Source organism: Streptomyces sp. NPDC018263 (genome assembly GCF_055562575.1).
Genome location: NZ_JBVHFA010000006.1, coordinates 273,476 through 287,584 on the forward strand (window position 1 = coordinate 273,476; position 14,109 = coordinate 287,584).

At 73.5% G+C, this 14,109-nt stretch carries 9 protein-coding genes and 1 pseudogene; 2 read left to right on the forward strand and 8 right to left on the reverse strand.

Annotated elements, in window-relative coordinates:
- Positions 1–77 precede the first annotated feature (77 nt).
- The 8 genes and pseudogenes from ACZ3HQ_RS19330 to iolC form a co-directional block, all read right to left on the reverse strand.
- Positions 78–3,002, reverse strand: coding sequence for a hypothetical protein (locus ACZ3HQ_RS19330; RefSeq protein WP_467512435.1), 2,925 nt, complete (start codon positions 3,000–3,002; stop codon positions 78–80).
- A 2-nt stretch (positions 3,003–3,004) separates the two neighbouring features.
- A pseudogene (locus ACZ3HQ_RS19335) lies at positions 3,005–4,848 on the reverse strand (HSP90 family protein).
- Between the two features lie 85 nt (positions 4,849–4,933).
- Positions 4,934–5,911: a hypothetical protein gene (locus ACZ3HQ_RS19340; protein WP_467512437.1), complete on the reverse strand. Its 978-nt coding sequence runs from the start codon at positions 5,909–5,911 to the stop codon at positions 4,934–4,936.
- Positions 5,912–6,038: 127 nt separating this feature from the next.
- A complete protein-coding gene (gene mmsA / locus ACZ3HQ_RS19345) occupies positions 6,039–7,541 on the reverse strand; it encodes a CoA-acylating methylmalonate-semialdehyde dehydrogenase (RefSeq protein WP_467512439.1) in 1,503 nt (500 codons plus the stop codon).
- Between the two features lie 16 nt (positions 7,542–7,557).
- Positions 7,558–9,435 carry a 3D-(3,5/4)-trihydroxycyclohexane-1,2-dione acylhydrolase (decyclizing) gene (iolD, locus tag ACZ3HQ_RS19350; RefSeq protein ID WP_467512441.1) on the reverse strand — a complete coding sequence of 626 codons (1,878 nt, stop codon included), beginning with the start codon at positions 9,433–9,435 and terminating at the stop codon, positions 7,558–7,560.
- Positions 9,432–10,244, reverse strand: coding sequence for a 5-deoxy-glucuronate isomerase (gene iolB, locus ACZ3HQ_RS19355; protein WP_467512443.1), 813 nt, complete (start codon positions 10,242–10,244; stop codon positions 9,432–9,434). The genes iolD and iolB overlap by 4 nt, the downstream gene beginning before the upstream one ends.
- An 8-nt stretch (positions 10,245–10,252) precedes the next feature.
- The gene (locus tag ACZ3HQ_RS19360) at positions 10,253–11,152 is read right to left on the reverse strand and encodes a Cgl0159 family (beta/alpha)8-fold protein (RefSeq protein WP_467512445.1); all 900 of its coding nucleotides are present in this window, start codon (positions 11,150–11,152) and stop codon (positions 10,253–10,255) included.
- A gap of 295 nt (positions 11,153–11,447) precedes the next feature.
- Positions 11,448–12,398, reverse strand: coding sequence for a 5-dehydro-2-deoxygluconokinase (iolC, locus tag ACZ3HQ_RS19365; RefSeq protein ID WP_467512447.1), 951 nt, complete (start codon positions 12,396–12,398; stop codon positions 11,448–11,450).
- A 150-nt stretch (positions 12,399–12,548) separates the two neighbouring features.
- Here iolC and ACZ3HQ_RS19370 point away from each other — a divergent pair, with 150 nt between their 5' ends.
- A complete protein-coding gene (locus tag ACZ3HQ_RS19370; protein ID WP_467512449.1) occupies positions 12,549–13,463 on the forward strand; it encodes a sugar phosphate isomerase/epimerase family protein in 915 nt (304 codons plus the stop codon).
- A gap of 297 nt (positions 13,464–13,760) precedes the next feature.
- Positions 13,761–13,961 carry a helix-turn-helix transcriptional regulator gene (locus ACZ3HQ_RS19375; RefSeq protein ID WP_135788626.1) on the forward strand — a complete coding sequence of 67 codons (201 nt, stop codon included), beginning with the start codon at positions 13,761–13,763 and terminating at the stop codon, positions 13,959–13,961.
- The last annotated feature ends 148 nt before the right edge of the window (positions 13,962–14,109 follow it).

The following is a 14,109-nucleotide window of genomic DNA, read 5'->3' on the forward strand; positions in this document are numbered from 1 at the left end:
CAGGCGGTGGCCGAAAAAAGACGGCCCCGAAGACGGCGAAGGCTGCCTTCGGGGCCGGTCGAGGGGAGGGTTGCCGCTTACGTGTGCCTGCTCAGCCGGTCCTCCAGCTTCACCAGCTCCCCGGTCTCCTCGGTGTACCCGGCGGCGGTCAGGAGCTTGATCGCCGCGGTGAGGCGGACACGGGCGTCATGGCGGCGCTCCTGGTGGAGGCCCTCCACGGCGGCCGCGAACCGGACGCACTCGGCCCACTCGGCGGCGGTCTCCGATTCCGGCCCCGGCTCTCCGAGCAGGGCGAGTGCCTTCTCCAGGGCGGTCACCGCGTCCGCGTACTCGCGGGCGTAGGTGTTGACCCGGCCGTACTCGTAGGCCAGTGCGGTGTCCAGGGAGCGGCCCGTGGCCTGGTGGCCGGCGGCGCGGGCCTCGTCGGCGATCCGGCCGGCGTCGGCGAGCAGGTCGAGGGCGTCGGCCAGTCCGTCGGGACCCTGCCACTCGGCCTGGAGGCGGGCGAGTTCGCGCAGGGCGCCGCTGATCCGGTCGTAGCGCGGGGCGCGGGTGTGCGCGGCGAGCGCCTGGTCCACGGCCTCGCGGGCCCGGGAGAACTCCCCCGTCCCGGCGAGGAGTACGGCCGTCTCGGCAGCGATCATGGCGTGGCTGCCCGGATCGTCGTCCCAGGCCGCCGACTCGGCCGCGAGCGCGGCGAACTCGGCCGTGGCGGCCCCCAGGTCGTCCGCCGCGCGGAACGCGCGGGCGCGGGCCAGGCGGAGCTGGGCCACCAGCCGGTCGTCCACCTCCCCGCCGGCGACGTCCGGTTCGGCGAGGAGCGAGTCCATCAGGGCGATGCAGTCCTCCTCGCGGCCGAGGTCGAGGCTGAGGTGGGCCACGTCGGTGTAGGTGCAGAACGCGTCCACGCGCTTGCCGTCGCGGAGGTCCAGCTCGGCCGAGCGGGTCAGGTGCCGCAGTGCCTCGTCCGGCTCGCCGAGGCCCAGGCACGCCTGGGCCAGGTCGGCGTGGAGCCGGGCGGTGCCGGCGTGCGGGGCCGGCTGTCCGGCGGCCAGCCGCAGGGCCTCGGTCAGGCTCTCGTGGGCGCCTGGGGCGTCCCGGAGCCCGAGCTGGACCCGGCCGCGGAGCCCGAGAGTGCGGGGCAGGTGCCAGGCGGGCCCGTGCGCCCTGAGCCGGTCCAGGAGGGCGTCGAGTTCGGCGACCGCCGCGGGCAGGTCCCCGGAGAGGGCGTGGGTGCTCGCCCGCATCATCAGGGCGCCGGATATCTGGCCGGCGAGGTCGTGCCGGGTGGCGAACGCGTGCAGCAGGTCCGCCTCGGCGAGGACGGGCGCGCTGTACTCCTCGTCCCGCGACGCCTGGAACCGCAGGGCGAGCGCGGTCACCCGCAGCCGCAGCAGCCGGGCCTCCTGGTACGGCGCCAGGCCGGGCGTCTCCTCCCGCAGGCGGACGATCGCCGCGTGGGCTGCGGTCAGCGCGGTGACCTTCGTCCCGGTCACGTCGGTGGCGTCCTCCGGGACGGTCTCGGCACGGGCGACCAGGGCGCCGGCCCGGGAGACGGCCGCGGCACCCGGTTCACCGGCCTCGTCGTAGAGGCCGGCGGCCTCCTCCATGAGCGCGGCGGCGGCCTCGTACCGCTCCTCCTCGGCCTCCTGGTTCGCCTCCTCGGACAGCAGGTCGGCGCGGAGCCGGGCGAGCGGGCCCACGTCGGGGTCGTCGGGGTGGGTGTAGCCGGGGGCGGCGACGAGGGCGCGCAGCCGGGTCCAGTGGGCGGCGTCGTCCGGGTGTCCCTGCCGTTCCAGCTCCCGCGCCCGCCGGATGAGCGCGGGCAGCGACTCCGGAAGGCCGGCCGCGGGTACGGCGACGGGCGCGGCCGGGGCCACGTCGTCGAGGGCACGGGTGCGCAGGGTGAGTTCGAGCGCCCCCAGGAGTGGGACGCGGTCGAGGCGGGCCCGGCGGCGGTCGGTGTGGGCGGTGGTGCCGTTACGGGCGTCGAAGCGGGCGGCGAGGTCGTCGGCGCGGCCGCGCACCTCGGCGCGCAGGGCGGTCACCGTCCAGGTGCGGCCGGGGGGTCCGGCGGCGGGCAGGCCGCCGTGGCCGAGGGCCTCGACGCGCTGGAGGAGGACCTCGACGCCGGTGAGGAAGTCGTACTGGTCCAGCGGCGAGTCCACGTCCTCGAACAGGTTCCGGTTCTCGGCGAGGAGTTCCAGGCCGCGCGCCTCGTTGCCGGTGAGCGCGCAGAACTCCAGGTGCCGGCCCACCTCGCCGGACATCGAGGGGTTGCGGCGGCAGGCGCGGTACCCGGTCAGGTGCAGTTCGCGGGCCCGGTCGGCGCGGCCGGTGCGCAGCAGGGGCAGCAGCGCGTACGAGACGGAGCGGGCGGGTTCCTCCTGGCAGGACTCGTTGCCGGCCAGGACGGGTTCCCAGACGGCCAGCGCGCGCTCGTCTTCGCCCGCCGCGAGGTGGTGGCGGGCCCGCTCGCAGATCTCGCACGCCTCGCAGTCGCTGAGCGGGGTACGGGTGCGGCTCGCCCACAGTTCGTAGGCGAGGTCGGCGCCCTCCCCGGTGTGGGCGGCGAGCTGGAAGCACTGCCCGTAGTACGGCTGGAGGCCCAGTCCGGCCTTCTCGTACCGGTCGCGCATCTCCGTGAGCCACTGGCGCAGGGCGGTCAGGGGGACCTCGGGGATCGCGCGCAGGGCGTTGCCCACCCATTTGAAGCGCCAGAACAGCGAGTGGCGCAGTGCGGCGTCGAAGACGTCGGGCTGCTCGTCGTAGAGGGCGAGGAGGCGGGCGAAGACGACGGGCGACTTCCGGGGCTCGGCGCCGTAGGCGTACGCCTCCTGGAGGCCCATGAGGGTCACGGCGAGCAGCCGGGGATCGCCGAACTGCTCGGCGGCCTCGGCCAGTTCCTCGGCGGTGAGGGTGCGGGTACGGCCGTAGGGGCGTCCGTCGTTCTCGCGGAGCGCCTGGTACAGCTCGTCGGTGGTCCGGGGTGCGGTCGGCATCGTCAGCGGTCCTTGCGCAGGGCGTGGGCGAGAAGGTCGAGGAAGGAGCGGTTGATCAGGCTCGACTCGGCCGGCCTGAGCGGACGCCGGGACAGCATCGCGGCCTGCCCGTAGAGGGCTTCGGCGCTGGTACGGGCGAGTTCGGGCTCGTCGATGGTGACGGCGGTGCGGACCAGCGGGTTGAGCTGGTTGAGAATGAGCTGGGCGCGCGGGGCCTCCTGGCGCAGGTGGCCGAGGATGTCGCCCCACAGACCGCCCTCCTGCTCGCGGGCGAGCTGGGAGCGGGTGCGCTCGTGCCGTGCCTCCCGGCTGTCGACCAGCAGGGCGGGGGCGGAGGCGGGCTGGAAGGTGCGCAGCGCCACGTCGCAGTCGAAGACGGCGAGGGCGTCGCGGGCCAGGGCGAGGTAGGCCGCGGCGGCCAGCTCCGTCTCCCGGTCGACGGTGTCCAGGTGGGCGGTGAGGGTGGCCGGGTCGAGGTCGGCCACCGTGGCCTCGGGCCTGATCTCGGGCAGCCGGTGGACCAGTTCGCGGTCGTAGGTGTAGCCGCCGTTGACGACACCGAGCCCGGCGGCCGAGGCGATCGCGGCGACCTGCCGGAACTCCTCCACGCTGGAGGTGACGAGCACGGTGGGGTGGGCGCGGGCGAACTCGTCCAGGGTGGTGTGCCCGTCGGTGGTCTCGAACGGCAGCCAGGGCAGCAGCATCCGCAGGATCTCGTCGTCGTGCACCGCGAGCGACTTCACGGCCAGGTGGTGCACCCGGAGGAACCGGCCGAGGAGGTCCGGATCGCTGGCGGCGATCCTCGCGAGCCACGCGCGCAGTCGTTCGGCGAGCGCGTCGCGGACGGCGGCGAGGGTGTCGTCCTCGTACAGGGCCTCGCGGGACGCCGTCGGGCGCAGGCTCTCGGCGTCGACCACGCAGCGGACGAAGAACGCCCACTCGGGCAGGATCTCCTCGGCCCGCTCGGACAGCAGCATGCCCTTGACGTGCACGCGGTGGCCGTGGCGGCGCCCGGCGGGCACCGTGTCCGGCAGGACGCACGCGATGCCCTTGAGCCCGACGGCGGGCAGGTCCAGCTCGATGGTGTCCAGCGGGGTGAAACCGAGGACGTCCTCGCCGTACCCGGCCAGCGCACGCGCCCGGGCCCCCGGCGTGGGGTGGGTGAGCGCCCAGGGCGCGGGCTCGGGGTTGACGGGAGCCGGGCCGGCCCCCCGTCGTCGAAGGTCACCGGGTGGCGCAGGAGGGAGCCGAAGTGCTGTGCCAGTGACCGTACTTGGGCCGGGGCGGTCCACTCGGCCGCGTCGGTGCGCGGGGTCAGGGTGACGGTGGTGCCGGGGCGGGGGCGAGCTGAGGCGGGCAGGGTGCGGACGGTGTAGCTGCCGTCACCCCGGCCCCGCCACTCCACGGCCGCCGCGCCGGGGGTGCGGGCGGACCGGCTCAGTACGTGGATCTCGTCCGCGACCAGGAAGCAGGAGAGCAGCCCGATGCCGAACTGGCCGATGAAGTCGCCGCGTTGCTCGGCGATGCGGTCCGCGCGCTTGCTGCTGCGGCCGATCGTGGCGAGGAAGGTGTGCACATCGGCCTCGGTGAGACCGACACCGTCGTCCTCGACGCGTACGGAGGACCCGTCGGCGTAGAGCCGGATGCCGAAGTCGCCCTGGGCGGCGCCGGGTTCATGGGCGTACCGGGCGGTCAGGGCGTCCACCGCGTTCTGCAGGAGTTCGCGCAGATAGACGCGGGGACTGGAGTAGAGGTGGTGGGAGAGGAGGTCGACCAGACCGCGCAGGTCCACCTGGAAGGTGCGGTCGGCGCCGGCCGGGGACATGGAGGTGTCGGGCAGAGTCATCACGGAGTCCGGGGTGTGGTCGTCGGGGGACGACGGCGGGAGTGGGTGCGCGCGGAACGGCGGCGTGCGGGAAGGGCCGGCGTTCTCAGGCCCGGCTCCGGTAGCGGGCGTACAGCTTCTCGGGGTGGTTCACGTACCGCCACGGCCACCGGGTGTACGCGCGGCGCAGCTCGCGATAGACGCGCGGGGCCACGATGCTCTCGCCGGACAGCGAGAGGGCCATGGCGAAGACGTTGAAGTCCTCCTGCCAGCCCCGGCGCCGCTCGTAGGCCGGGTGGAGGATGCTGTGCTTGGCCGCGTCCCGCAGTTCGGTCTGGATGTGCCAGGCGTCGAGGCAGTCGCCGGCGTCCGACTCCACCCAGTCCTCGATGTGCGCCATGGCCAGGACGCAGCCGAGGCGATGGCCCTCCGGCGCGCCGTGGAACGCCTTGCGCGCGAACGCCAGGGCCTGGCCGGGTTTTCCGTGCCAGCGCGGCTGCCGGAACGTCACCCACTCGTAGTGGGTCTCCAGGTCCAGCGGGTCGCGGCGCAGGGCGGCGTCGCGCCGGGCCCGGTTGACGTCGTCGCCCAGCGACATGCCGCGGCCGGACTTCAGCAGGGGGCGCCACGGGGTGATCCACTCGGGGCGCAGTTCGGCGGCCTCCAGAAGGTGTTCCTCGGCGATGCGCAGCCGCTCGTGGAAGACCCGCCACTGTTCCCGCGAGACGTTGTGGGCCTGATCCCTGGTGCGCGCCTCCCAGCCCCAGACGACGTGACGCGCCCCGGAGATCAGCAGGGCCGTCGCGCGGTGTTCCCCGTCCTCCTCGACGGCCCGGCCGATCCAGTCCTGCACCCCGGCCACCTCGGCCAGTTCGTCCAGGAGCTGGTGGTCCCGGCCGAGGTCGAAGGGGGTCAGCGCCTCTTTGACCGCCTCCCAGTCCCCTGTCCCGGCCGCCCGCAGCAGGGTCCGCACCCGGGTGTCCCCGAGCGCCTCCAGCCGGTAGACGCCGAATCTGCGGGGGGCCGGCAGGACGTACGGGTCCGCCTCCGGTCTCTTCCCACCCCTGGTCAGCCTGCCGAACATGCCGCGCCCTCCCCTGGCCCCGGTGATCTTCGGGGGCAGCATAAGCGGCACCACCGACACCGCTGCCACAGGATTTGCGGCGGCCGGACCCGGAGAAAGCGGGCCAGGCCGCCGAAGCGGCGCCGGCTCAGTGGTTGCGGGGGAAGCCCAGGTCGACGCCGGCGGGGGTGTCGGAGGGGTCGGGCCAGCGGGTGGTGACGACCTTGCCTCGGGTGTAGAAGTGGGTGCCGTCGTTGCCGTAGATGTGGTGGTCGCCGAAGAGGGAGTCCTTCCAGCCGCCGAAGGAGTGGTAGCCGACGGGGACCGGGATCGGGACGTTGACGCCGACCATGCCGGCCTCGATCTCCAACTGGAAGCGGCGGGCGGCGCCGCCGTCGCGGGTGAAGATGGCGGTGCCGTTGCCGTACGGGGAGGCGTTGATGAGGGCGACGCCGTCCTCGTAGGTGTCGACGCGCAGCACGGACAGCACCGGGCCGAAGATCTCGTCCTGGTACGCCTTCGCGCTGGTCGGCACCTTGTCGAGCAGGGAGATGCCGATCCAGTGGCCCCCCTCGTGGCCCTCGACGGTGTATCCCGTGCCGTCGAGCACGACCTCGGCGCCCTCGGCGGCGGCGCCGGCGACGTAGGAGGCCACCTTGTCGCGGTGGGCCGCCGTGATCAGCGGGCCCATCTCCGAGGTGGGGTCGGTGCCGGGGCCGATCTTGATCTTCTCGGCGCGCTCGCGGATCTTCCGCACCAGTTCGTCGCCGATGGAACCGACCGCGACGACCGCCGAGATCGCCATGCAGCGCTCGCCCGCCGAGCCGTAGGCGGCGCTCACCGCCGCGTCCGCCGCCGCGTCGAGGTCGGCGTCGGGGAGGACCAGCATGTGGTTCTTGGCGCCGCCGAGGGCCTGGACGCGCTTGCCGTGGGCGGAGGCGGTGGTGTGGATGTAGCGGGCGATCGGGGTGGAGCCGACGAAGGACACCGCCTTCACGTCCGGGTGCTCCAGCAGTCGGTCGACGGCCGTCTTGTCACCGTGCACGACGTTGAAGACACCGTCCGGCAGCCCGGCCTCGGCCAGCAGTTCCGCCAGCTTCAGGGCGGCCGAGGGGTCCTTCTCCGACGGCTTCAGCACGAAGGTGTTGCCGCACGCGATGGCGAGCGGGAACATCCACATCGGCACCATCGCCGGGAAGTTGAACGGGGTGATGCCCGCGACCACGCCGAGCGGCTGCCGGATCGCGGCCACGTCGACCCCGGTGGCGACCTGGGTGGACAGCTCGCCCTTGAGCTGGACGCTGATCCCGCAGGCCAGGTCCACGATCTCCAGGCCGCGCGCGACCTCGCCCAGCGCGTCGGAGTGCACCTTGCCGTGCTCGGCGGTGATCAGCGCGGCGATCTCGTCGCGGTGCTGGTCCAGCAGCGCCCGGAACCTGAACAGGATCGTGGTGCGCTGGGCCAGCGAGGACTGGCCCCAGGTGGTGAAGGCGTCCTTGGCGGCGGCGACCGCGGCGTCCACCTCCTCGACGGAGGCGAAGGCGACCTTGGTGGTGACCTCGCCGGTCGCCGGGTCGGTGACCGGGCCGTACGTGCCCGACGCGCCCTCGGCGGTCTTGCCGCCGATCCAGTGGTTGACGATCTTCGTCATGTCCTCGGGCTCCTTGTCACAGATGGCGGCGGCGGGCCGGCAGATGCCGTTCGTACAGCTCGCGGGCCTTGACCGCGGACGGCCTGGTCGCGGTCTCGGCCACAGGAACATCCCACCAGGCCGCGGCCGGGGGCGCGCCCGACACACTGTCGGACGTTTCGGTCTCCACGTAGACACAAGTGGGGGTGTCGGCGGCGCGCGCCTCGGCGAGGGCGCCGCGCAGCTCGGAGACCGTCCTGGCGCGCAGCACCCGCATGCCGAGGCTGGCCGCGTTGGCGGCGAGGTCGACCGGCAGGGGCGGGCCGGTGAGGGTGCCGTCCCCGGCGGGAAACCGGTAGGCGGTCCCGAAGCCCTCGGCGCCGACCGACTCGGAAAGCCCGCCGATGGACGCGTACCCGTGGTTCTGGATCAGCACCATCTTCACCGCCACGCCCTCCTGTACGGCGGTGACGATCTCGGTCGGCATCATCAGATAGGTCCCGTCGCCGACCAGCGCCCAGACGTTGCGCTCGGGAGCGGCGAGTTTCACGCCGAGGGCGGCCGGGATCTCGTAGCCCATGCAGGAGTAGCCGTACTCCAGGTGGTACTGGTCACGGGCGCGGGTCCGCCAGAGTTTGTGCAGGTCGCCGGGGAGGGAGCCGGCGGCGCCCACGATGATGTCGCTCGCGTCCACCAGGGCGTCCAGCGCACCGATCACCTGGGTCTGGGTCGGCACCGCGTCCGGGTCCTCGGCGGCGAAGCAGGCGTCGACGCGGCGCTCCCACTCCGCCTTGGCCGCCGTGTAGGCGGCGGTGTACGGCTCCGGGACCCGGTGCTCGTGCATCCCCAGCGCCTCGGTCAGCTCGCCCAGCCCGCTGCGGGCGTCGGCCACCAGCGGCAGCCCGGCCATCTTGTGGCTGTCGAAGGGCGCGATGTTGAGGTTGAGGAAGCGCACGCCGGGGTCTTGGAAGAGGGTGCCGGAGGCCGTGGTGAAGTCGGTGTACCGGGTGCCGATCCCGATCACCAGGTCGGCGGCGCGGGCGAGTTCACCGGCGGTGGCGGTGCCGGTGTGGCCGATGCCGCCCACGTCCTGGGGATGGTCGTACGGCAGGGAGCCCTTGCCCGCCTGGGTGGCGGCGACCGGGATGCCGGTGGCGGCGGCGAACTCCGCGAGCGCGTCCTCGGCGCGGCTGTGGTGGACCCCGCCGCCCGCGACGACGAGGGGACGCCGGGCCTGCCTGATCGCCCGTACCGCTGCCGCGAGTTCGGCCGGGTCGGCGCCGGGTCTGCGGACGGTCCACACCCGGTCGGCGAAGAACTCCTCGGGCCAGTCGTACGCCTCGGCCTGCACGTCCTGCGGGAGGGCGAGGGTGACGGCGCCGGTGTCGACGGGGTCGGTGAGCACCCGTGCGGCCGCGAGCGCGGCCGGGATCAGGGCCTCGGGGCGGGTGATGCGGTCGAAGTACCGGGACACCGGGCGCAGGGTGTCGTTCACCGACACGTCGCCCGTGTAGGGGAGTTCGAGCTGCTGGAGGACGGGGTCGGCGGGGCGGGCGGCGAAGACGTCGCCGGGGAGCAGCAGGACGGGGAGGTGGTTGATGGTGGCGAGGGCGGCGCCGGTGACGAGGTTGGTGGCGCCGGGGCCGATGGAGGTGGTCACGGCGTGGGTGGAGAGGCGGTTCGACTGACGGGCGTAGCCGACGGCCGCGTGCACCATCGCCTGCTCGTTGCGGCCCTGGTGGTACGGCATCAACTTCCGGTTCTCCAGCAGGGCTTGGCCGATCCCCGCGACGTTGCCGTGCCCGAAGACGCCCCAGGTGGCGCCGATGAGCCGCTGCGTCACGCCGTCGCGTTCGGTGTACTGGGCGGCGAGGAAGCGGATGAGCGCCTGCGCGACCGTGAGCCGGATGGTCACCGGTAACCCCCTGAGTGGTCCGGGTGGAAGCTGATCCGCCACTCCCGGCCGGCGCCGGGTCCGGCCATCACGTTCAGGTAGTACATGGCGTGGCCGGGCTGGGCGATCGACGGGCCGTGCCAGCCGTCGGGTACGAGCACCGCGTCACCCGTGCGGACCTCGGCGAGCAGGTCGGCGCCGCCCGGGCGGGAGGGGAAGACACGCTGGTAGCCGAGGCCGCCGTCCTCGATCTCGAAGTAGTAGATCTCCTCCAGCTCGGTCTCCTCCCCCGGCCGGTGCTTGTCGTGCTTGTGCGGCGGGTAGGACGACCAGTTGCCGCCGGGGGTGACGACCTCCACGGCGATGAGCCGGTCGCAGTCGAAGGTGTCGGCGGCGGCGAAGTTGCGCACCTGGCGGGCGCAGGTGCCGCTGCCGCGCTCTTCGACGGGGACCTCCGGCGCGGGGCCGTAGCGGGCGGGGAGTCGTCGCTCGCACTTCGCTCCTGCCAGGGCGAAGCGGCCTCCCGCGCCGGAGGCGATCTGGACCCGGCTGTCGCGGGGGGCGTACGCGAAGTCGGAGACTGCCGCGAACACGTTCTCCCGGCCCCGGATCTGAAACTCGTTCTCGTCAATTTGTACGGTACATGCACCCTGGAGGGGGAGCACGATCCATTCGGCGGCACCGGTGTCGAAGGTATGGGTGCCGCCGGCTTTCAACTCCACGACGCGCAGGCGGGTGTGTGCCCAGCCCTCCTGACCTGGGCCGATGTCGAGCGCGTACGGGCCGCCGGCGGCCTCGCCGTGCGGGAGGTGGAGTCGGGTGCTGGTCATGCGGGCCCTCACAGCAGTCCTGCGGCGGTGTCCACGGCGGCGGCCACGTCGCCGTCCGCCGGGTACAGCAGTGTGCGGCCGACCACCAGGCCGCGCACGGTGGGCAGGCGCAGCGCGCCGCGCCACTTCTCGTACGCGGCGGCCTGCTCCTGCGGGGAGCCGCCGGTCTCGCCGCCCAGCAGGACGGCGGGCAGCGTGGTGGTCGCCATGACGTCGGCCATGTCGTCCGGGTTCTCCGTGACGGGCACCTTCAACCAGGTGTAGGCGGAGGAGCCGCCGAGTCCGGAGGCGATGGCCAGGGAGGTGGTCACCGCCTCGGCGGACAGATCGTTGCGCAGACGCCCGTCCGGCCCGCGTCGGCTGAGGAACGGCTCGACGAACAGAGGGAGTCGGCGTTCCGCCATCGCGTCGACGGCGCGGGCGGCGGACTCCAGCGTGGTCAGCGAGCCGGGGTCGGTGGGGTCGATGCGCAGCAGCAGCTTGCCCGCGTCGAAGCGGCGGCGCGCGATGTCCTCGGGGCGGTGCCCGGTGAAGCGGTCGTCCAGCTCGAAGCGGGCGCCCTGGAGGCCGCCCCGGTTCATGGAGCCGAGGACGACCTTGCCCTCCAGCGCACCGAGCAGCAGCAGGTCGTCCAGCACGTCGGCACTGGCCAGCACGCCGTCCACACCGGGCCGGGACAGCGCCACGCACAGCCGGTGCAGCAGGTCGGCCCGGTTGGCCATGGCGAAGGGCCGCCCTCCCGCACCGAGCGCCCCCCGCGCCGGATGATCGGCGGCCACGATCAGCAACCGCTCCCGCGCCCCCACCAACGCCCGCCGCACCCGCCGCGCAGCCGCCTCCGCGATGGCCTCGGGATGCCGGGCCCGCAGATGGACGAGGGCGGCGACGTCGACGTGAACGGCACTCATCGCGAGGCCCCACCGGAAACCTCGGCGGGACCCGAGCCGCATGTACTCCAGCCACCGCCGACGGCACGGCCCCGAATGGCGCCCGCCGCCGCAGCGGCGACGCGGGCCCGAGGGGCGCTCCTCCTCCCGGCGGCGGCCTCGGCGGGGCGGGGGGCGCACGCGCTCCCGACCCCGGTGGCAGCACGGGCCCCGGCGACGATCCTCGCCCCGGCGGTGGCCTTTGTGCTCCGCGCCCCGGTGGCGGTGACCCGGGCGGGGGTCCCCAGGAGGATCGCCGCCACCGCCCGGCCAGGGCTCATCGCACCGCTCCCGCCGTCAGTGCCGCCGACACCTCGTCCGGTGTCGGCATCGCGGAGGAGCACTCCAGGCGGGAGGCCACGATGGCGCCGGCGGCGTTGGCGTGGCGCATGACCGTCTCCAGGTCCCGGCCCGCCAGCAGGCCGTGGACCAGCGAGCCCCCGAACGCGTCGCCCGCGCCGAGGCCGTTGAGGACGGTGACGGGCAGCGGAGGCACCTCGGCGCTCTCGCCGTCGCGGTGGACGGCGAGGACGCCCTTGGGGCCCTGTTTCACCACCGCCAGCTCCACCCCCGCGGCCAGCAGCGCGCGGGCGGCGGCGTGCGGTTCGCGGACGCCGGTGGCGATCTCCACCTCGTCCACGTTGCCGACGGCGACGGTCGCGTGCCGCAGGGCCTCGGCGTAGAAGGGACGGGCGGTGTCGGGGTCGCGCCAGAACATCGGGCGCCAGTCGAGGTCGAAGACGGTGATGCCGGACCGGGCCCGGTGGGCGAGGGCGCCCAGGGTGGCCGTACGGCTGGGCTCCTCGCTCAGGCCGGTGCCGGTGACCCAGAAGACGCGGGCGGCGCGGATCGCGTCGAGGTCGAGTTCGCCGGGGCGGATCTCCAGGTCGGGGGCCTTGGGCTGCCGGTAGAAGTAGAGCGGGAAGTCGTCCGGCGGGAAGACCTCGCAGAAGGTGACCGGGGTGGGCAGGCCGGGCACCGGGGTGACCCAGCGGTCGTCGACGCCGAAGCCGCGCAGCGCCTCGTGGAGGTACGTACCGAACGGATCGTCACCCGTACGGGTGATGACGGCGGTTGTGAGTCCGAGGCGGGCGGCGGCGACGGCGACATTGGTGGCGGAGCCGCCGAGGAACTTGCCGAAGGAGGACACCCGGTCGAGCGGGACGCCGGTCTGGAGGGGGTAGAGGTCCACCCCGATCCGTCCCATGGTGATCAGGTCGTACGCCATCGACTCCCCTTCATCACGATGCGTCGGGACTCCACCCGGCAGGACTCTCCCCGGCTTTCTAGTCCGGTCCGGTGAGCCCTGTCAACGTTTTGTCCAGACATTCGGACCAGCTATTGACACCCTTTCCGGACGGCCCGCACGCTGGCGGCCATGACGTCGATGCCGTCCTCCCCGCTGTCCCGTGTCCGCGTCGGATCGGCGCCCGACTCCTGGGGCGTCTGGTTCCCGGACGACCCCGCCCAGGTCCCCTGGCGGCGCTTCCTGGACGAGGTGGCCGCGTCCGGCTACGAGTGGATCGAGCTGGGCCCCTACGGGTATCTGCCCACCGACCCCGAGGTGCTCGCCGAGGAGACCGCCCGGCGCGGCCTGAAGGTGTCGGCCGGGACCGTGTTCACCGGGCTGCACCACGGCCCGGCGGTGTGGGAGAAGACCTGGGAGCACGTCTCCGCCGTCGCGGCGCTGACTCGGGCGACGGGCGCCCGCCATCTCGTCGTCATCCCCTCCTTCTGGCGGGACGACCGCACCGGCGCGGTACTGGAGCCGGCCGAACTGACCCCGGCCCAGTGGCGCGACCTCACCGGGCAGACCGAACGGCTGGGCCACGAGGTGCGCGAACGGTACGGCCTGACGATCGTCGTCCACCCCCACGCCGACACCCACATCGACACCGAGGCCCACGTCACCCGCTTCCTCGACGCCACCGACCCCGACCTGGTCTCCCTGTGCCTGGACACCGGCCACTACGCCTACTGCGGCGGGGACAGCGTCGAGCTGATCGAGACCTACGGCGAACGGCTCGGCTACCTGCACCTCAAGCAGGTCGACCCGGAGATCCTGGCGCGGGTACGGGCCGACGGCACCCCCTTCGGCCCGGCGGTCGCGCAAGGCGTGATGTGCGAACCGCCCGCCGGGGTACCCGCGCTGGGCCCGGTCCTGGAGGCGGCGGCCCGGCTGGACACCGACCTCTTCGCCATCGTCGAGCAGGACATGTACCCCTGCGAACCGGACAAGCCGCTGCCGATCGCACGGCGGACGCGGGCGTTCCTGCGGTCCTGCGGCGTCTGACGTCGTCCGCTTTCGCGCGATGTGACGTTTCTGCGGAGCGACCGGAGCCGCTCGGGTCAACCCGCCACGCCTGGCGGGCCTCAAGTCCGTTCGCTGTGGTTTCGTCACGGACTTGTCCCTCCCGTCACATACGTCTCGCCTACGCGGGTTCTCCGTCACACCCGGCCCACAGCCGCTTGCTCATGGTCACTCTGCGTCGTTGACCGGGCACAGGCTTGGTGATCACCAGCACAGCGCCGGGCTCCCCCGACGGCCGTTCCCCGGCCGCCGCCGCGGCGCGCGCAGGAGGTGCGACGCATGACCGACCGCAGGCTCTGGTCCTACAAGGAGATCGCGGCACACATCCGGGTGCAGCCGGACACCGTTCGGTCGTACCGGAAACACGGCCTGCTGCCGCCGCCCGACCACGTGGAGAGCGGCAAGCCGTACTGGTACGCCGACACGGTGCGCGCCTGGGTCGCCTCCCGGCCCGGCAACCGGGGCCGCAGAGAGGGCTGACCCCCGCGCCACCCGACCAGGAACGCCCGCACGCCTCCCCCGGGGACGGCGTGCGGGCGTTCGCCGTACTGCGACAAAGCGGGCGTATACATAGGGTGCCGGTGAATTCCCCCACCGCTCGGCACCCCCTTGGGGAATACCCCCTAGG